Source organism: Streptomyces sp. NPDC092045, from assembly GCF_044756005.1.
Lineage (GTDB): Bacteria > Actinomycetota > Actinomycetes > Streptomycetales > Streptomycetaceae > Streptomyces.
On the sequence record NZ_JBIVSC010000028.1, the window covers coordinates 1 to 19,042 of the forward strand.

Consider the following 19,042-nt stretch of genomic DNA (forward strand, 5'->3'; position numbering starts at 1 on the left):
CATCAGGCACAAGATCATCCGACACCTGCCCCACTCTGCCGCCGCCAAGCCCGGCCGCCAACCCCTTACAGCGAACTCATTCTGAAACGATCAGTAAGCGGTCCGCCTGTCCGCGGCTGCGGCGAAGGCGCTCGCCGCCCTGCCTGAGCACGCCGAGCAGACCGCCTGGGACGTCCTGAACGCCGCCGCCAGCGACCCGTGAGGCTTCCCGCACGGGGACATCGGCGACCCCAGAGGGTGAGGACGAACGATGTCGGCCTGTGGCTTTGGCCCTGACCCAAACGGCACGGGTCGCCGCGCGCGATACGCAGAGCCGGAAGGTCGGTTCTGCACGGTCCATCGCCCGTCTTCGTGGTGTCCGTCGCCCCCTCTCTGCATCCTGGGCTACCGGGATCGGCAGGCGCACGGACGTGGACCGGGTGACAACCGGGACGCCGGGATCGAGCGGCACCCCGCGCGTTACGACCTTCGCCGGTCGCTACGGGATCGCGGTCGAGTGCTGCACCGGGGCTGCCGCTGGAATCCTCCGCATCGTCGGCACCATTTGTTGCGCCCGCGCCCGGCTCAGCACGCCCGTTGAATCGGTATCGCCTTGCAGGAAGGGCAGGGTGATGTGCCACCAGTCGGCGAGACGCGCGGCGACCAGGCGGCGGTCCTCCAGCGCCTCGGTGAGGGTGCAGAGCCCGAAGAAGGCGCGGACCAGAGCGGGGGCGACAATGGCGGGGCGGACCCTGTGCGCGAGATGGCCGGTGGCGCGCGCCTGGGCGAGGAGACGGGTGGTGGCGGCGGTCCAGAGGGTGAAGGGATCGGGCAGGGGAGCATCGATGGTGTCGCGCTCCGCCCAGAGACGTGCGCCGGCGCGCACGACAGTGTCCTCTATGAGCGCGTGCGCGATCTCGAAGCTGAGGGACACCAGCCGGTCGAGCGGCGGTACGGAACGGTCGGCATAGCGTGCGCCCAGATGGGGCCACGTGGCGAATGCGTCCTTCACCACGGCGAGGGCGATTCCTTCCTTGCTGGCGTAGTGGAAGTAGACGGACCCGCTGGTCCGGCCAGATCTGGTGCTTATGTCGTTGACGCTGGTACCGGCGTATCCCCGTTCGGCGAAGAGGCGGGCGGCCTCCTCCAGCAGTGCTCTGCGGGTCGCCCTTGCTCGTTGCTGCAATGCGCCGCTCACTTCCACTCAGTTTTTTCGTGACGACCGAGAAGGTAGTGCGCCCGCGTGCGCCGGTGGTAATTCGTCACCCCGTCTGCAAGCATGGCTCTTTTGTGCGATCCCTCATTCTCCAGAGTGGTCATTGCCTGTTCTCTGGCGGGTGGACCGGCCGTCCGGGTGAAGGCGTCGCCTCTCGTTCAGCCCGCGCCCGTTGCCTCGCGCATATGCGCCAACTGTGCTTCGTGCCAGCAGGTTAACCGGATCTCGAGCCGATACATCAAAACCAGTGGGAGTGCGTTCTTTATCCCACTTAAGTCATCGCGTCCAGCACTCGAAGCGGTGATTGCGTCACTCGGATCACAAAAATAACGTAGCCGCCACGATGTTTTCCGTTTGCTGCGGTATGGACGTGATGTCCGTACTTCACCGGGCGGTGCCCTAGTTCGGTGCTCCGCCCGCTGGCCGGGAGACCTCAATCTGCCCCATCCGGTCACGCCACGAGCGCGACCCCTTCCTCCCCGGAGGCCGCATGATCATCCAGGCGCACTCCCTTCTCGGCTGGTCCCCCGAAGCTGTCGTCCTCGATTGCGACGGCACCCTGATGGACAGCGAACGGCATTGGCAGGACGCCCGAACCCGTGCCTTCCGCGAATTCGGGCTGACGGCTCCGCCGGGATTCGCCGACCGCGCGAAGGGTGTGCACTACGTCGACTGCGGGCGTTTGATGGCCGAGGAGACGCATAAGCCCGACCTCGCCGACGACTTGGCCCGGTCGCTGTTGGAGCACTTCCTCTCCCTGGTCGCCGACGATCCCGTGACCATGCCCGGAGCGGTTGACTTCGTCCGGCTTCTCGCAGGACGGCTACCGCTGGCAGTGGCCAGCAACTGCCCGTCGCGGGTCGTGGAAGAGAGCCTTGGCCGCGCCGGCCTGCTGCGCTACTTCGCCCACGTGGTGGTTCCCACGGAGCCCTTCGGTTCGTCCACCTCGCAGACGGTGGCGAACGGTCCGGACACCACTGCTCCGGAGGGCGTGCGGCCCAAGCCCTGGCCCGACGTCTACATGACGGCCGCCCGGCTCTGCGGTACCGAGCCGGAGCGCGCACTGGCGGTGGAGGACTCGGCGACCGGGATCGAGTCGGCTCGCCGGGCCGGACTGAAGGTCCTCGGAGTGGGACCACGGCCTGACGAGGACGCCTCGCGCGTCGATCTGTGGGTGACCGCGCTGCACTCGCCGGTGCTCCTGGACTGGGTGCGAAGGCAGGTGCCGCGCCGGACGGATACTCCGGAGGGGTGAACCGGACCGCAATTCCGGGCCGGGATGCCTTTCTAGGGGCGGTGGACCGAAGACGGGGCCGGGGGCTGCGACGACCGGCCTGCGGAAGCCTACGAGGCGTGTATGTATGAGGCGAGGTCCCCGACGACCCCGGCGGCCGAGGCGAAGAGGAGAGCAACTCCCACGGCTCCCGGGTCGGGGACGCCCGCCGCGCGTTCGCCAACGTAGCTGGAGCGGCCCATGCGGGCGCGGAGCCGGGTAGTGTCGCGCACGCCCTGCCAGGCGGCTTCTGCGGCGGCGTTCAAAGCGGTGGTGGGAGGGGTCCGGTCGGGGAGGGCCTCCAATGCCCCGGCCGCGGGGGCGAGGGCGTCGACCAGGGTTTTGTCACCGGGTGCGGCCCCACCGACGCGACGGATGGAGGCCAGTCCCTCTGCGACTCCCTTGGCGAGGGCGGGGGTAGTGAGACTCAGGGCTGCGACGGAAGCGGCGAGTGACTGGAGCAGCAGGCCGAAAAGGGGGCCGCTGGTGCCGCCCACCTCGTTGAGGAAGGCGGTGGCGGCGGCTTCCAGGGCCTCGGCGTCCGCAGGAGCACCGAGGGCGTCGAGACGCGTCAGGGCGGCGGTGGTGCCCGCGGACAGATTGGTGCCGAAGTCGCCGTCGCCGACCTGCTGGTCGAGGGCGGTGAGCTGGGCTTCGGTACTACGTACGGTACCGGCGAAGCGGCGTATCCAGGCATCGGCGGAGAGTGCCTCGTCAGCGGTGGCCAAGGTGCTGCTCCCGTTCTCGTGATCGGACGGATCGGCGGGTCGCCGGACCGGGTCTGCTCACCAGCGCAGAGTTGCGGTGTGCACGGGCGCGTCGTAGAAGGCGAGGTCGGCCGGTTCGGCGAGGAGGAGGGTGAGGGAGAAACCGCGCATGTCGAGGGCCGTGACGTAGTCGCCGACCAGGCTGCGGGCAAGGGCGACTCCCCGGGAGTCGAGGATCCGGGCCAACTCACCGTGAGCGGCGTACAGCTCCAGGGGAGTCACCGCACCGAGACCGTTGACCATGGTGATGACGGCGGTGCCCGGCCCCGGGGCGAGGGCATCGAGGAGTTCACCTGTCATCCGCTCGACCAGGGAGGTGAGCGTGCCATGGCGGACGGTCGACCTGGCCCGCTCCCCATGGATGCCGACGCCGTACTCCAGTTCGCCGGCGGCGAGCTCGAAGGCGGGGCCGCCCAGGACAGGGGCGGTATGGGCGGCCGAGGCGACGGCGAGCGTACGGCAACGGGAGGCGAGACGCGTGCCGAGCTCCTGGAGGTCGGCGAGACCGAGACCGGTGTCGGCGGCGCCACCGAGGATCTTCTCCAGAAGAACGGTACCGCCGGTTCCCCGGCGGCCGGAGACGATCTCCTCGGAGTCGGAGGCGAGGTCGTCGTCGACGAGGACGCGCGCGCACGGCACCCCCCGGTGGGCCAGGCGCTCGGCGGCGATGCCGAAGTTGATGCGGTCACCGGTGTAGTTCTTGACGATGTGCAGGACGCCTTCCTCGCGGGCGGCAGCGAGCGAACCTTCGTAGACCTGACGGTTGTGCGGTGAGGCAAAGACGCGTCCGGGGCAGGCGGCGTCGAGCATGCCCCGTCCGACGTACCCGGCGTGCATCGGCTCGTGTCCCGCGCCGCCGCCGGACAGCAGGGCGACACGCCGGCGCGGGGACGTGGCGCGGGCCAGGAGGAATCCGTGGTCGGGATCGAGAGTGAGCAGGTCCGCGTGGGAACGTGCGAAGCCCGCGAGCGCGTCTGACACGAGGGTGTCGGCGCTGTTCTCGAAATACGAGACCATGCGAATCCTCCGTGGTTAGGGGCCGCGAGGGGCTCCTCCATGCTGGGCTCCGGCTCCGCCCGGGGCAAGCCGCGCGTCAAGTCGCTCGTCTTTTCGAGTGCCGCTTTCCGCGATGGACCCGGGGGCGCCCGCAGCGCTTCGGGTTGGCGACAGCCGCTGCGGCCCGGTTCGCGGGGTGGGCGCCCCGGGCCGCTCGCCGGTCACTCCGATGGCGGCCCTGGAGGTGCTCGATCGGGCGGAGAGGACCGGCGTAGAAGCCGTCGTCGTTCTTCACGTGACAGGGCACGATCCGCGAGGGACCCGGATTTAAGCAGGAACACCCGCTGTAACGCCTTCGAGCCGTCGATCGCCCCACAGCCCTGGCGGACGTGCTGGGAGAGATGGAGGGATCGAGCCTGGGTCCGGTCCGGGTGAGCTGAGCTCGCACGTCCGGGAGGAGCCGTGCGTCGAGGTGGAGGCCGATGCGGGCAATGGCGCGATCGAACTCAGTCTGGGCCGACGGCGAGCTCAAGCGGTCAGCGCATCACCGCTGTTCAGAAGGTCAGCGTAGAACTCTGCCGGAGTGCGATAACCGTGGATCTTACGCGGGCAGTGGTTGAGCTCGTGGGCGGTGACGTCCCGATCGGCCTGGATGGGGACTGTAAATCGTTCGGTGTAACTCCCGATCATGGAGGATGCACCGATGACCAGTGAGAACGTGGCCGAGGCCGATGCCGAGACCGTCGAGCAGTCTGGACCGCAGTCGGCAAAGCCGGTGGATGACCGGCTGATCGACGAGCTGGTGTCCCGTGCCCAGGCCGAGGGTCTGCAGCTGACCGGCGAAGGCGGGCTGCTGCAACAGCTGACGAAGCGGCTGCTGGAGTCCGCCTTGGAGGGCGAGATCACCGATCACCTCGGCTATGACAAGCACGATGCGGCCGGGAAGAACAGCGGTAACTCCTGCAACGGCACCCGTGCCAAGACCGTGCTGACGGACGTCGGTCCGGTGGAGATATCCGTGCCCCGGGACCGGGACGGCTCGTTCGAGCCGAAGATCATCAAGAAGCGGCAGAAGCGTCTGACCGGCGTGGACGAGATGGTCATCTCGTTGTCCGCGAAGGGTCTGACCACGGGCGAGGTCCAGGCTCACCTCGCGGAGGTCTATGGCGCCGACGTGTCCCGCCAGACGATCTCCACGATCACCGACAAGGTCCTGGACGGCATGGCCGAATGGCAGAACCGGCCCCTCGACCCGGCTTGGGTTCTATCGGTGGTTGCGAACGCCTCAGCTGGAAGGTGTTCGGATGCCGACGTATGCCCCCAACAAGATGCCGGCCTCGGTGAAGAAGAGGTACTTCGAGTTGCTGAGAGAGGGCTACAAGGGTGCGGCCGCTGCTCGGGTGGTGGGGGTCTCCACCAGCTGCGGCTCGTTGTGGTTCATCGATGCTGGAAGCATGATCGTTCCCGACCCTGGTCCGATATCACCGCGCTTCCTCACCCAGGACGAGCGCATCGCCATCGCCGACGGCCTCTGTGCCAAGCAGCCGGTCAAGGAGATCGCGGCCTCGATCGGGAAGAGCTTTCAGACCGTCTATCGGGAAATCAAGCGGAACGCCAAAGCAGACGGCCGCTACAACCCCTGGTGGGCTCACAACCAGGCTCTCCTGCGCCGCGGGCGCCCCAAGGAAGAGAAGATCCGCACCAGCGAGCCCCTGCGCACGCTCGTGCGCGTGAAGCTGACCGAGAAGTGGTCGCCCCAGCAGATCGCGCGTCACCTGGCCCGCGAGTACGCCCACGACGCGGCGATGCGGGCGTGTCCGGAGACGATCTACCGGGCCTTGTTCGCCGGCCTCCTCGGCCGCCGCAACGCCAAACTCCGCACCAGCCGAACCCGTCGTAAGAAGCAGCGTCGCGGTGTCCCCACCCTGAACAAGATCAAGAATATGACACTGATCCACCAGCGCCCTTCGGAGATCAACGACCGGAAAAAGCCCGGGCATTGGGAGGGAGACCTCATCATCGGCCGCGGACAGGGCTCAGGCACCCTGGTCGAGCGCACCACACGATACGTTCACCTGATCCACCTGCCCCACGGTTGGAAGGCCCCGCAGGTCCGCAACGCGCTGATCACCCAGACGGCCCACATACCACCCCAGCTCCGCAAGACCCTCACCTGGGACCAGGGCCGCGAGCTGACCCTGCACGAGGACATCGAAGCCCTCACAGGCTTCCGGATCTACTTCTGCGACCCGCACTCGCCCTGGCAGCGCGGCACGAACGAGAACATGAACGGCCTGCTGCGGCAGTACTTCCCGAAGGGCACTGACCTCTCGGCCCACACGGCTGCCGACCTCCGCGACGTCGCCCGTCAGCTCAACCACCGGCCTCGCATCGTACTCGGTGACAGAACACCCACCGAGGTCATGCGAGAATGCCTCACAGGCCCATTGACCTGGTGATTCGCAACCACTGATGGAAACCGCCCCAGGTCGAGGGGCTGGTTCTGCCACTCGGCCATGCCCTCGAGGACCTTGTCGGTGATCGTGGAGATCGTCTGGCGCGAGACGTCGGCGCCATAGACTTCGGCGAGGTGGGCCTGGACCTCGCCGGTCGTCAGACCCTTCGCGGACAGCGAGATGACCATCTGGTCCACCCCGGTCAGTCCCTCGCACGGGTACCGACGCCCCCTTGGCGCGGCCGGAACACGAGCTATATACCGAGCACGCCTTGCCTCTCCAAAGCCTTGCGCAGGGCCCGCACGGCGTAGAAGGCGCGGCTCTTGACGGTGCCGGGCGGGATGCCGAGGTGCTCGGCCACCTGGGCCACGCTGCATTCCAGGTAGTACATGAGGCGGATGACGGTCCGGTGCTGTTCCTTCAGCTCCCGCAGTGCCTCCAATACGGCGTGGGAGGTGATCGTGGCCTCCGTGGCGTCCCCAAAGGTGTTCAGGTCCTCGACCGCCATCAGATCCAGTGGCCGGAGCCGCCGGGCCCGGTGATGGTCGATGACCAGGTTCCTGACCACGGTGAACAGCCACGGCCGGATGTGTTCACTGCGGGTGCTCAGGAATGGGGCGTGTTTCCAGGCGCGCGCCGCGGTCTCCTGGAGGATGTCCTCCGCTCTGTGCCAGTCGCCGTCCAGCAGTCGGGCGGCGTACCGGATGAGCAGAGGGCCGTACTGCTCGTACATGTCTCGTACGAAGGCGTCGTGGTCGGTCTCCGAAGCGACGTGCCGGAGGTGCGGCCGACTCGGAGCGAGGGTGGCCGTCCCCGCCTTCATGGTCCCGTTCATGGGTGGTGCCAATTCTGTTCGAGTGTTCCGTGGCGTGCTCTCCCGCTTGCGCGGAGGAGTGGTTCCACACTCGGCGGGACCCCTTTGCGGAACCTTGTCGTCTCCTTGTCGCGCCGCTTGTCGTTCCAGGCCGCCGGCTCTCGGCACGTCGTCGTGTCCGCCGAGGCGATGCCCGGCGGGGCCGACGACGCTCGGGCCCGCGTGCGAGGAGAAGGGCCGGCACAGGGGGTTCACGGGGCGCGGACCGCGTTCCTGTGGGCTTCCAGTTACTCGAACGCGTCCGGTGCCCGCTGCCTCCTCGTACCGGTCGGGTCGATGGAGGGCATAGTCCACGCTGTCCCAGCGCTGGACCTCACGCCCAGTGCTTCCCGGCAGGGGCCGGTGGCCTTGCGCTGTGGCACTTCCAGGGCGAGGGTCGGTGAGGTGATCGCCTCGGGCCCCACTTCTGGCTTGCGGCTGCTCCTTCGGCGAACACGCGAGGTCGGTGGGGGGATGGGCCGGATTCCGGCCGACGGCGGTCTGCAGTGATCCGGCCAGTACCCGGTGCCTGTCTGCGAACCATCGGCATTGCCCGTTCGACGGTGGTGGACGTGGCCGGGACGACGCCCGTGCAGGGAACCGAGGCCGAAGCCGGGTGGTGACTTCCGCTCGTACAGGACAAGCCGGCTTCGTCGACCGTCGAATGCAGTGGTCCGGGACCCGAGGGGGCCGGAGTCGAGGTCACCAGCGTCGGTGAACCGCGGTGCGGGATTGTTCGTAGGAAGCAGTGACGTCCGGTCACATGAAAACCCTGACCGGGCGTCAGCCCTGTCGGCTGTTGTGGCGGCAGTCGGCAGGGTCGGCCAGGTTCCGGAGCCGCCGTCCCATCAGACGGAACGAAGTCTCACACCAATTTCATCGCGCACGACTCAATTGACTGCAATGTGACGTTGTGCCGCGTTTCACGCCGGAGCCGGTTCGTCTTGCCGGCCCCGCCCCCTCAGGGCTACAGCCCTCACACAGAAGGACATCGAAGATGCGTATCACCCGTCCGGCCAGAGCCGCCCGTCTGGTCACCCTGCTCGGCGTCGCGGCCGTGGGCCTCTCCGTCACGACGATCACCCTTCCCGGCACGGCCGGCGCGGTGCCCCGCCAGCCGGTCCGTCCGACGATCGTGCTGGAGCACGGGGCGTTCGCCGACGCCTCCAGTTGGGACGGGGTCGTCGAGCGGCTGCAGCGGGCCGGCTACCCGGTAGTGGCCGCCGCCAACCCGCTGCGCGGACCGGCCACCGATGCCGCCTACCTGCGCAGCGTCGTCGAGAACGTCGACGGCCCGGTGGTCCTGGCCGGCCATTCTTACGGAGGCACCGTCATCAGCCAGGCCGCCACGGGCCTGGAGGAAAAGGTCAAGGCGCTCGTCTACATCGCCGCGTTCCTGCCCGACACGGGCGAGAACTCGCTGGGCCTGACGAACAAGTTTCCCGGCAGCACCCTCGGCCAGGTCATCGCTCCGGTGAACTACACGCTTCCCGACGGAGCCTCGGGCGCCGACGTCTTCATCAAGCCGGACAAGTTCCACCAGCAGTTCGCCGCGGACGTCCCCGCGGACAAGACGAGGCTCATGGCCACGGGACAGCGCCCGATCGCCGCCGCCGCGCTGGAGGAGAACTCCACCCGTGCCGCCTGGAAGACGATTCCCTCCTGGTCGTTGGTCACCACCGAGGACCGGAACATCCCCGTGGCGGCCCAGCGCTTCATGTCGGCCCGGGCGCACGCCCGTGCGACTGAGATCGACGCCTCGCACGCGGTGTCCGTCTCGCGTCCCGACGCCGTCGCCCGCATCGTGGAGAAGGCGGCTCGTACGGTCCGCTGACCGGGACCTGCCGGTCCAGACACGGGAGCCGTGCCAGCGGGCGCTTCCACCAGCAGAGCGCCCGGTCCGGAGCGCGCCTCGGAGGGCCCGTCGCGGACCCATGCCCAGAGGTCACTGATGTCCCTTGCATTCCGGCCGCGTCAACAATCCCCTTCGTCCAGATGTGAACCGCGCCCACCCCGTCCCCGTTTCCAGAGTGACGGATGCGAAGCCGGTCGACCGAGGTCGCGGCCTGCACCGACCGCCGACCACACCCGAACCATCACCCCGCACCACAACCCGCAACGAGAGGCAGCACCAACCATGCCGTTCATCACCGTCGGCCAGGAGAACTCCACCACCATCGACCTCTACTACGAGGACCACGGCACCGGGCAGCCGGTCGTGCTGATCCACGGCTACCCGCTCGACGGCCACTCCTGGGAGAAGCAGGCTGCGGCCCTGCTGGAGGCCGGCCACCGTGTCATCACCTACGACCGACGCGGATTCGGCCGCTCCAGCCAGCCCACCGCCGGCTACGACTACGACACCTTCGCCGCCGACCTGAACACCGTCATGGAGACCCTCGACCTCCACGACGCCGTCCTCGTCGGATTCTCCATGGGCACCGGCGAAGTCGGCCGCTACCTCGGCACCTACGGCTCGGCCCGGGTCGCCAAGGCAGCCTTCCTCGCCTCGCTGGAGCCGTTCCTGCTCAAGACCGACGACAACACCGAGGGTGTCGACGGGAGCGTCTTCGAGGGCATCAAGCAGGCCGTCACCGCCGACCGGTACGCCTACTTCAGCGCGTTCTACCAGGACTTCTACAACCTGGACGAGAACCTCGGCACCCGGATCAGCGAGGAGGCCGTCCGCAACAGCTGGAACGTGGCCGCCGGAGCCTCCTGGTACGCCTCGCTGGCCTGCGTCTCCACGTGGACCACCGACTTCCGTTCCGACATCCGGAAGATCGACGTGCCGGCACTGATCCTGCACGGCACCGCCGACCGCATCCTGCCCCTCGAAGCCACCGGCGAGCTCTTCCACAAGGCGCTCCCGCAGGCCGACTACGTCGTCGTCGAGGGCGCCCCGCACGGCCTGCTGTGGACCCACGCCCAAGAGGTCACCGACGCTCTCCTCGCTTTCCTCGCCAAGTAGCCCCGGAGGCCGACGGCCTCTCACGGGCCGCATGGCGACCCGGACGTGCCCCGTCACCGTCGAACGGTGACGGGGCGCCGTCTTGGCCGCCCGCCGAGGCCGGGGAAGAAGGACGCACAACGGTGACCACCATGCCGACGGCGATGATCATGCTCCCAGACGCTCCCTCGCCGTCCGGGCGGCCGGAGCTCGCCCTCATCGCCGCGTTCGGGCTCGCCTCGAAGGCGTCCCGGTCCGGCCTCCGGTGTGAAGCCAGACGTCGCCCCGGACGGGCCGCTCGGCAGCCGCAACTCTTCGGGCGATGGAAGAAGCCTAAGCCGCAGGACGGCCGCTTCTCGGAGTCGGAAGCTTATGACCGTGACATGCGACCGCTCTTTCCGGCACCGCGGGTGCGGGGTCCGCCTCCATGTCCAGGGCGGTGAGCCGGTCGCGGACCTGCTGGGCGCTGTGGGACATGGCGCGCGCGTCGGCCCTTTCGAGGGCGTGGACCCAGTCCGTCCGCGCACCTTCCCGGTCACCCAGTGCCAGCCGGGTGTCGCCCAGCCGCATCAGTGAGCCGACGGCGTTCCTGTGGTCACCCAGCTCCTCGAACGCCCGTGTCGCCCGCTGGTAGGTGGCCACCGACTCCTCGTGACGGCCGAGCATACGGAGGCTGTAACCCAGGATGTCCCAGGCCTGGGCCAGCTGCCACGGCGCGCCCAGGCGCTGGAACAGAGCGATGCCCTCCTCGCTGTACAAGAGGCTCTTCTCGAGATTCCCGAGGTTGGAGTGGAACCAGGCGAGCTCGACGAGGCACTCGGCCAGCCACAACTCCTCACCTGTCTCCCGGGACAGCTCCAGTCCCCGTTCGGAGAACGTCACGGCCTCCTGGATCCGGCCGAACAGGAACAGCGCGCACGCCCTGACGTAGTGGGCTCGGGCCATGTCACCGGTCGCGTCGAGCTCTTCGAAGATCGTGGTGGCGCGTCGCAGATGGTGAAGGGCTTGTTCCTGGTGGCCGAGATAGGCGTGGATGTGGCCGAGGTGGCGCAGGCAACGGCCTTCTTCGAGAAGGTTGTTCTGGCGCCGGGCCACTTCGAGGGCGGGTGTCAGCGCGGTGATGGCCTCGGGCCAGAATTCCTGGCGGTTGAGATGTTCCTTGAGGGACCAGGCAAGGCCGGTGGTGTGGTGGTCCAGCTTCTGGTCGACGGCGGTGTGGAGCAGGCCGGTCAGCACCCGGTGCTCGGCGGTCAGCCATCGGGTCGCCTGCCCGACAGTGGTGAGACTCTCCGGGGTGACGCCCGGGCCGGGTGCACCGAGGTCGAGGTCGGGCGGCGTGTCTTGTTTGAGGAGCTGGTTCGCGTCGTGGGCCGTGAACATGTAGTGGTCCAGGACCCGGAGAGTGGCGTGGTGGCGTTCCTGGACGGTGTCGTGGGCGTGAGCGAGTTCGGTGGCGTAGCCGCGCAGCAGGTCGTGCAGACCGTAGCGGCCGGGTAGCGGCTGTTCCACGAGGCAGGAGCCGACCAGGCCGGCGAGGGCGCGGCGGGTTCGGGCGAGGGGAAGCCCGGCGAGGCTGGCGGCGGCGGGGGCGGTGATGTGGGGGCCGGGGTGCAGGGCCAGCAGGCGCAGGAGCCGGGCTGTGGCCTCGTCCAGGGACTGGTAGGACCAGGAGAAGACGGCGCGTACGTCGGTGGTGGAGTCGAAGCCGGTGAACGCGTCCAGGCCGTCGGTGTCGCGCAGGTCGTCGACGATGGCGTGAAGGGAGAAGGACGGATCGAGTTCGGCGCGGGCGGCGACCACCGCCATGGCCAAGGGAAGCCGTCCGCACAGACGGATGATGTCGGCCGTCGCGGCGGGCTCGGCGGCCACTCGTTCGGTACCCAGGCGCCGTTCGAGAGCTTGGTGAGCCTCCGCTTGTGAGGGCAGAGGGAGGGCGAGGGGCCGGGCGCCGTCGGTGGTGATCAGCCCGGGAAGCTGGTTGCGGCTGGTGACCAGCGTGAGACAGCCCGCTCCTCCGGGGAGCAGGGGACGCACTTGTTGCTCGTCGCGGGCGTTGTCCAGGACGACGAGGACCTGCCGGTCGGCGAGGAGGCTGCGGAAGAGCGTGCTGCGGCCCGGGGTGTCCTCCGGGATGCGCTGGGCGGGAACACCGAGGGCGGTCAGGAAGCCGTGCAGAGCGTGGCCGGGTTCGACGGCAGGTGCGTGAGGGTGGAAACCGCACAGGTCGACGAAAAGCTGCCCATCGGGGAAAGAGGAGGCCACGCGGTGGGCGTGGTGGACGGCGAAGGTGGTCTTGCCGACCCCGGGAGCCCCACTGATGACGACGGCGGAGGCAGCGATCGTTCCGGACCGGGCCGGCACACCGCTCACGGCCGACAGCCACGCGCCCTCCGCCTCCCGCCCCGCGAACACCGTCAGACTGCGCGGCAGTTGTGCAGGGCGCATCCGAGGCGTCGGCGCGGTTCCCTCGACATCCGCGGCCGGGTCACGACGCGCATCGGGCCGATCGCCGGCGCTGGTCGGCCCTTCGTCGGCCGGGCCCACGGACGTGGCCGTCCCGTCCTCCTCCGGCGTCCCTGACGCGTTCGGCCCGAGCGGATCGCGCCCGTGGCCAGTACTTCCTCCGGATACGGATGCCGCGCCGAACCTGCTCAGCTCGTTGGCTGGGCGAAGGGGTGGCAGGTCATGGTGGAGGATGCCGTGGTGCAGCGCGCGCAGGGTAGGGCCGGGTTCGAGGCCGAGCTCTTCGTCGAGGTGCCGATGCAAGTCGGCATAGCGCTCAAGCGCCTCGGGATGCCGACCTGCCAGGTACAGGGCGCGCAGCAGCAGGACCCAGCCGGTTTCTCTCAGGGGATGCTCTGCGGTCATCTGCTGTGCCGCGTCCAGGGCCTCGACGATCCGCCCTTGCAGGAGGAGGGCGGTGGCACGGATCTCACGGGCGTTCTGGCGCAGTTCTTCCAGGCGTGCCGCCTCGTTGACGGCGAACAGGTGGTGCGCGGCGTCGGCGAAGGCGGGGCCGCGCCACATCTCCAGGGCTGTTCGCGCCTCATCCACGACGCGTTCGGGATGCCCTTGGTCCATGAACCGGTGTGCCCGGGCAACGGCCCGCTCGAAGCGTATGGTGTCACGGCTCTCGGGCAGCACCCGCAGGGCGTAGCCCAGGGGTCCGGTGACCAGCACCTCGTAGGTGCCCTTCCGGCGCAGGTGCTGGGGTTCCAGGACCGCGCGTACCTTGCTGACGTGGGCGTGCAGGGAGCCCATCGCTCCGTCCGGTGTCCGGCCCGGCTGTTGCGGCCACAGTTCCTCGCACAGCGTCTGTGGAGCGACCGCCCGGCCGTCGGCGAGCAGCAGGCGGATCAGCAGCAGCCGCTGTCGGCGCCGACCCGGATCGAGTACCGCTCCCGCCCGCCGTACCACCAGCGGACCCAGCAGTCCGAAGTCGAGATCCTGCCCCACGCCTGTCACCGTACTCATCCGGAATCCCGCTCGCCGACGCCACCATCGGAAGCACATACATGATCATGACCAGTGGACGCAGGGGCGCCCGACTCCCGCCGTGACGAAAATCGGACCCGTGAGATCCTCGTCGCGGTGACCCGACCATCGAGATGGGGGCTGCTCAGGTGATCGAGGCGGCAAGGACCCCGTCGTCCCCCTCCTGCGTACCACACCGGACATTAGCAAGGCGCCGATCGGCGTAATCCCTTCGGATGCTTTGGAGGCGGCCATGCGCTGGATGCCTTCCTCGACCAGGCGAGCCCGACCTGCGCAGTGCCGCACACGATGCGCGTGAGGCGATCCGCAACAGGTCCATCCTGGCCGGGTGCTTGAACCGCCACCCCGCGAAGGCGTCGCGGATTCCGGCCTGCTGACCCGCGGGCATCCCCGCCACGTGGCCGGTGCAGATGATCTCCACAGGACAGGTCCTGCCAGGGTGCGTTTGAACGGGTACCCCTTCACCTGCGACAACGCGTGAACCGGCACGACATCCGCTCCGTTGAGTGAGCGAACGGTCGTCATCAGGAGTGGAGAGAAAACATGGTCCCTGTCGAAGGAACGAGCACCGCCCGGTTCGAACCGGTCCGAGCGGCGCTGGCAGCGCACCTGGAGTCCGGCGAAGAGCTGGGAGCATCGATTGCAGTGGACGTTGACGGAGTCATGGAAGTCGACCTGTGGGGCGGGTACACCGACGAAGCGCGCACCGCCCCGTGGCATCAGGACACGTTGGTCAACCTCTGGTCGACCACCAAGACCCTGAGCAGTCTGGCGGCCCTCGTCCTCGTCGACAGGGGGGCACTGGACCTCCACCGCCCGGTCGCGCACTACTGGCCCGAATTCGCCGCCCAGGGCAAGCAGGACATCGAGGTGCGGCACGTCCTCGCCCACACCTCAGGGCTCTCCGGCTGGCAGCAGCCGTTCACCATGGACGATCTGTACGACCGGCCCACCGCCAGCGCCCGGCTGGCCGCGCAGGCGCCCTGGTGGGAACCGGGCAGCGCCTCGGGCTATCACGTGCAGACCCAGGGACAGCTCGTAGGAGAACTCGTCCGGCGGGTCAGCGGCCGCACCCTGACCGAGTTCGTCGACACGGAGATTGCCAAACCGGCGCGGGCCGACGTCCAGATCGGCGCGCGGCAGGCCGACTGGCCGCGCATCGCCGAACTGGTGCCACCGTCGCAGCTCTCCGGAATACCCACCGGCCTCGATCCCGAGGGGATCTTCACCAAGACACTGCTCGGAAGCCCCGCCCGGGACGAGCACGTCGACACCCCTCGGTGGCGCCGTGCCGAACTCGGCGCCGTCAACGGTCACGGCAACGCACGAGGCATGGCCCGCGCCCTCTCCGTGATCTCCCGACGAGGCCGGGTGAACGGCCTCCGGCTCATTTCCGAGGAGACGGCGGAGAAGGTCCTCGACGTACAGGCGGACGGGGTCGACCTGTTCCTGGGCGTTCCCGTGCGCTGGGGCATCGGCTTCGCACTCGCCGACGCGAGGACGATGCCGCACATGCCCACCGGAAGGGTCTGCTTCTGGGTCGGCCGGGGCGGTTCGATCGTCATGATGGACCTCGACCGGCGCGTCACGTTCTCATACACGATGAACCGGCTGGGCGACGGAATCCTCGGCTCGGAGCGCACCCACGACTACATCAGGCATGTCTACGAAGTCTTGGACTCCACCGCCTCCTGACTTCAGGAACTGCAGGGGCGTCGGCTCTGTCCAAGGTCGGCGAGCCTTGCTCGGTCGCGGTGTCAGGGCTACCGGATGCTGGTTGAGGTTTCTCGCGCCGCACGCCGCGTGGGGGCTTGCGGGGTGGTTCCCCGAGATGCTTATGACCCTCGGGCCGGGGTGGGCAGGCGGCCCCCGGCCAGCGGGGTTCGATGGGCTCCGGCGCTCCGCCGCGAGCACGGAGACGCGCCCCCGAGTGAAGGGACAACAAACGTGGAGGGAGGCTGCGGCCGTGTCCGAAGTAAGGCGCTCAAGTGGTGAACCGGACCGCCGTTCCTCGCGTTGCGCTGATGGGACGCGCGGGCGTCCCTGCGATGCCGCCGTGCGCCGTGGCCTCCGGCGGCACCACACCACCATGGAAGGAACAACTCACCAGTGAAGCGCTTCCTCACACGCCTCGGAGTAGTCGCGGCGGCCGGAGCCATGGCCGTTGTGCTACCTGCTTCGTCGGCGTACGCCATCAACCGCACCGATTGCAATGGATTGGGCCTCCTGTCACTTCACAACGCAGGCGGCTCCCTCTGCTTCGCCAACGCGGGCGTGCAGAGCGTGGCGATCTACGGCGTGGACCAGATTTGGACCGGAGACAACAAGGTCACGCTGGAGTACGTGCCGAAGCTGGGCGCGCCTGTAACCAGCATGACCGTGGACAAGTGGCATTTCGGCAATGTCCCCGGTCAGCCCATACACAAGATCACGAAGATCAGGATCTGGTAGCGCCAGTCTCGTCGACATAGCGCCAGGCCGTGGCTGTCGAGACGCCGAAGCCTGCCGCCAGGGCGGGCAGCGTCTCGTTCTTGCGCAGGTGCACCAGCACGAGCAGGGCCTGGCGGAAGCAGTCCGGCTTCCGCCACCGCGAGCGGCGTTCACGCCTTCGTGCGTAGATGAGTCAGGAAACGTGCTCGACCAGCTCATGCGGGACATCGACCGTGGCACGGTACGGGACCAAGCGAGGCTCCTTGGACGATGCGTGGTGTGTAGAGAACACCACCGCAGCGACCAAGAGCCTCGCCTCGTTACACACCCCTGCTGACCTGCCATTTCACCTTACAGAGACAGGATGAAAAAGGCTCACTGAAGCGGTCTTCCCACCCTTATGTGGAGCTATGCGGTCATTCACCCGTTCCGGTCGCACCTTCAGGCTGCCGAGCCCGAGCCCCGGAGATTCAGGAACAGGCACACGTCGTTCCTCGCGCCCTGCCCGGACCGGGCATGTCCTGTACGCGCCCTCAATCGAGTGAATGCCGCTTGCCGGGCGACAGATGCGACTTGGATGGGACGAACGCTTCCGACGCATCTGGCGCAACATGTGCCACAGGAGACTGAAATGACCGACGCCGTTTACTCCGAGATCGAAAGTCTTTTCTCGCCCGGACAGAAGGTGTTGAACTGCAATCCTTACGACGAGAGCAATTTCATTGGCGGTCACCTGCTCAGGGAAGCCGTCGAGTCGGCGACCGGGCAACCGACGATTCAGATGGAACTTTCCTCACTGAACGGGAATGAAAAGGCTGACGCCGCGCTCCTGTGGTGCAGCGACACCGGAGATTTCGCCGGGGACCTGCACAGGGTCAGCACGTCCTTCGTGAGGGGGGGTTCCGATACTATCTTGCTCATTACGCCAGCAGAGGGCGAGGAGGGGTACCTCACCGAGCGCGATATCTATTCTGGAGCCGGGCTGAAGCATGTCTATCTGAAGAAGCAGTACATGCCCGCGAACGTTGACTGGATCGTAAGCGAGCTGCACTGATCCCAGCTTTCCTGCATTCTTCCTTCTTCTGTACGCCCGCAGAAGTACGAGGAACAGACAGAAAGGCCCGGCCGCCTGGCCGGGCCCTTCGTCGTCGCCGTGCCGCGATCGAGACCCCGCGGGTCCTGGTCGCGATCCTCCTGCCCGCCCTGGCGCCGGCCGCGGATGCGGCCGCGCAGGCCTCCTACGCTCTGCGCGGCGCCCCCGGCGCCGGCACCCTCGCCGTGCTCCGGCAGGACGCCATAGGCGCCACCAAGGCCTTCGTGGCCGCCTCCGCCCGCCACTTCGCCTGACCCGGCTCCAATGCCCGCACGCCTGCGCACCGGCCCGCCCTCACACGGGCAGCGCGGGTTACGCGTGCACGCGCAACTGCGCCCCGCCTCCGCCTCGGAGCGCGGGGCGCAGCATTTGCACGGCCGCCCTGGCGCTTGTTTTCAGGCCTCCCCGAGTGATAGGCGTCGCCCGTTCTTCACCCCTGGGCGTCATGTGTCTTCACTGGTGTCGCGCCGTCTGAGCTGGGTGTTCCTTGGGTCCTGTGTCGTGCGGTCGGTGAAGAGCGGTGTCGTTTCCCAGGTAGGAAGGATGGCGCCTGTGTAGCTCGGTGTGGTCCTCGGTCTGGTCCTGGTGGTGCTTGTGGCCGGCTTCTTTTGGTCGTGGGTGCGGGTGTGGATCAGAATGATCTTCATGCAGTGGGAGTCCAGGGCTGTGGTGAGGGTGAGCGAAGAGGCCGGTGTTTTCGTCGTCACCGTCTCCGGTGAGCTCGACTTCGACGAGGAGGACCTGCTGGAGGCTTCCTGGGACGAGGCCGACGAACGACAACTGCCCGCCACCGCGGTGGACCTGTCCGCGGTCACCTTCGCCGACAGCGCCGCCCTCGGCGCCCTTCTGGATGCCCACAACCGCCACCGGCGCGACGGCCGCGCCTTCTACCTCATCGGCCCCCTGACCGGCGCGGTCCGTCTCCTCTTCGACCGAAGCGGCACCCTCGACCACTTCACCTACGCCGCTTCCCTCCAGCAGGTCATCGACCAGACGAAACTCGAAGCCTGACCAGCCCTCCGTGCGAGCCGGCCGACCGTCTGGTAGCGCACGCCGAGCTGCCGTGGACGGAGGCCGGCAGGGACGACCGCGTCGACGGAGGCGGTGCCGTAGAGCGCGACGTCGACGGCTCTGGCCCGGCTGGTGCCGAAGCGGACCTCGATCGACTGCGGGGAGCGGACCCATCCGAGATGCACCATGTGGTCGAAGTCGGCACGGCGCACCCCGAGCCGGGCGGCGGCCTGCTCGGGTCCGAGCGGGGTGTCGGCGGCGACCAAGTCCGCCAAGTCCTCGCGGCGGCAGACCCCCTCGACCTGGCCGGGGGGCGCAGCGTCCCGTCCGGGTTCGCACTCAGGTCGGCCAGGAGGCCGCGGTCGACGAACCGGCGTGCCACGAACGCCGTCATGTTTCGCCTATCGGTGATCACTGCGCCCGGTTGCGGCTGTTTCCGCGCAGTTCGTCGTCGAGTCGGGTGTGCTGAGGTATGTCGGTACAGTGCCTGGGTGCCGGTTGTCTGGTCGGGCACCTCCTGGGG

Annotated in this window: 13 protein-coding genes and 4 pseudogenes; 9 read left to right on the plus strand and 8 right to left on the minus strand. The window is 68.2% G+C overall.

The features are described from left to right. Nucleotides 1-478: 478 nt before the first annotated feature. A complete protein-coding gene (locus tag ACIQKA_RS32665) occupies nt 479-1,165 on the minus strand; it encodes a ScbR family autoregulator-binding transcription factor (RefSeq protein ID WP_402543188.1) in 687 nt (228 codons plus the stop codon). 520 nt (nt 1,166-1,685) lie between these two features. Here ACIQKA_RS32665 and ACIQKA_RS32670 point away from each other — a divergent pair. Continuing rightward, the gene (locus tag ACIQKA_RS32670) at nt 1,686-2,450 is read left to right on the plus strand and encodes an HAD family hydrolase (RefSeq protein WP_402543147.1); all 765 of its coding nucleotides are present in this window, start codon (nt 1,686-1,688) and stop codon (nt 2,448-2,450) included. Between the two features lie 89 nt (nt 2,451-2,539). Here the strand turns inward: ACIQKA_RS32670 and dhaL are convergent, their stop codons facing one another. Both dhaL and ACIQKA_RS32680 read right to left on the minus strand, forming a co-directional pair. Beyond that, nucleotides 2,540-3,196: a dihydroxyacetone kinase subunit DhaL gene (gene dhaL, locus ACIQKA_RS32675; protein ID WP_402543148.1), complete on the minus strand. Its 657-nt coding sequence runs from the start codon at nt 3,194-3,196 to the stop codon at nt 2,540-2,542. A 57-nt stretch (nt 3,197-3,253) separates the two neighbouring features. Next, complete coding sequence (locus ACIQKA_RS32680) at nt 3,254-4,252, minus strand: dihydroxyacetone kinase subunit DhaK (protein ID WP_402543149.1); 999 nt, start codon at nt 4,250-4,252, stop codon at nt 3,254-3,256. A 682-nt stretch (nt 4,253-4,934) separates the two neighbouring features. Here ACIQKA_RS32680 and ACIQKA_RS32685 point away from each other — a divergent pair. Both ACIQKA_RS32685 and ACIQKA_RS32690 read left to right on the plus strand, forming a co-directional pair. Continuing rightward, nucleotides 4,935-5,483 (plus strand): annotated as a pseudogene (locus tag ACIQKA_RS32685) (transposase); the annotation flags it as partial. A 52-nt stretch (nt 5,484-5,535) separates the two neighbouring features. Then, entirely contained in the window at nt 5,536-6,690 is a 1,155-nt protein-coding gene (locus ACIQKA_RS32690) for an IS30 family transposase (RefSeq protein WP_402543150.1), read from the plus strand. Between the two features lie 29 nt (nt 6,691-6,719). On the opposite strand, the pseudogene ACIQKA_RS32695 reads toward ACIQKA_RS32690, so the two are convergent. Beyond that, a pseudogene (locus ACIQKA_RS32695) lies at nt 6,720-6,893 on the minus strand (transposase); the annotation flags it as partial. Between the two features lie 47 nt (nt 6,894-6,940). Continuing rightward, nucleotides 6,941-7,522, minus strand: a complete 582-nt coding sequence (locus ACIQKA_RS32700) for a sigma-70 family RNA polymerase sigma factor (protein ID WP_402543151.1) — start codon at nt 7,520-7,522, stop codon at nt 6,941-6,943. Between the two features lie 1,015 nt (nt 7,523-8,537). Between ACIQKA_RS32700 and ACIQKA_RS32705 the strand changes: the two genes are divergently transcribed. Together ACIQKA_RS32705 and ACIQKA_RS32710 are read left to right on the plus strand one after the other, a co-directional pair. Continuing rightward, complete coding sequence (locus ACIQKA_RS32705; protein ID WP_402543152.1) at nt 8,538-9,374, plus strand: alpha/beta fold hydrolase; 837 nt, start codon at nt 8,538-8,540, stop codon at nt 9,372-9,374. 303 nt (nt 9,375-9,677) lie between these two features. Further along, the gene (locus ACIQKA_RS32710) at nt 9,678-10,511 is read left to right on the plus strand and encodes an alpha/beta fold hydrolase (protein ID WP_402543153.1); all 834 of its coding nucleotides are present in this window, start codon (nt 9,678-9,680) and stop codon (nt 10,509-10,511) included. 312 nt (nt 10,512-10,823) lie between these two features. Here ACIQKA_RS32710 and ACIQKA_RS32715 read toward each other — a convergent pair whose 3' ends face one another. Beyond that, complete coding sequence (locus ACIQKA_RS32715) at nt 10,824-13,946, minus strand: AfsR/SARP family transcriptional regulator (protein WP_402543154.1); 3,123 nt, start codon at nt 13,944-13,946, stop codon at nt 10,824-10,826. 582 nt (nt 13,947-14,528) lie between these two features. Here ACIQKA_RS32715 and ACIQKA_RS32720 point away from each other — a divergent pair. Continuing rightward, nucleotides 14,529-15,680, plus strand: a complete 1,152-nt coding sequence (locus ACIQKA_RS32720; protein WP_402543155.1) for a serine hydrolase domain-containing protein — start codon at nt 14,529-14,531, stop codon at nt 15,678-15,680. Between the two features lie 414 nt (nt 15,681-16,094). After that, nucleotides 16,095-16,436 carry a beta/gamma crystallin domain-containing protein gene (locus ACIQKA_RS32725; protein ID WP_402543156.1) on the plus strand — a complete coding sequence of 114 codons (342 nt, stop codon included), beginning with the start codon at nt 16,095-16,097 and terminating at the stop codon, nt 16,434-16,436. 4 nt (nt 16,437-16,440) lie between these two features. On the opposite strand, the pseudogene ACIQKA_RS32730 reads toward ACIQKA_RS32725, so the two are convergent. Next, nucleotides 16,441-16,629: pseudogene (locus tag ACIQKA_RS32730) on the minus strand (transposase family protein); the annotation flags it as partial. 417 nt (nt 16,630-17,046) lie between these two features. Here ACIQKA_RS32730 and ACIQKA_RS32735 point away from each other — a divergent pair. Both ACIQKA_RS32735 and ACIQKA_RS32740 read left to right on the plus strand, forming a co-directional pair. Further along, nucleotides 17,047-17,469, plus strand: a complete 423-nt coding sequence (locus ACIQKA_RS32735; protein ID WP_402543157.1) for a DUF3052 family protein — start codon at nt 17,047-17,049, stop codon at nt 17,467-17,469. Between the two features lie 684 nt (nt 17,470-18,153). Further along, nucleotides 18,154-18,519, plus strand: a complete 366-nt coding sequence (locus ACIQKA_RS32740; RefSeq protein WP_402543158.1) for an STAS domain-containing protein — start codon at nt 18,154-18,156, stop codon at nt 18,517-18,519. A 65-nt stretch (nt 18,520-18,584) separates the two neighbouring features. Here the strand turns inward: ACIQKA_RS32740 and ACIQKA_RS32745 are convergent. Further along, nucleotides 18,585-18,916: pseudogene (locus ACIQKA_RS32745) on the minus strand (hypothetical protein); the annotation flags it as partial. Nucleotides 18,917-19,042 lie beyond the last annotated feature (126 nt).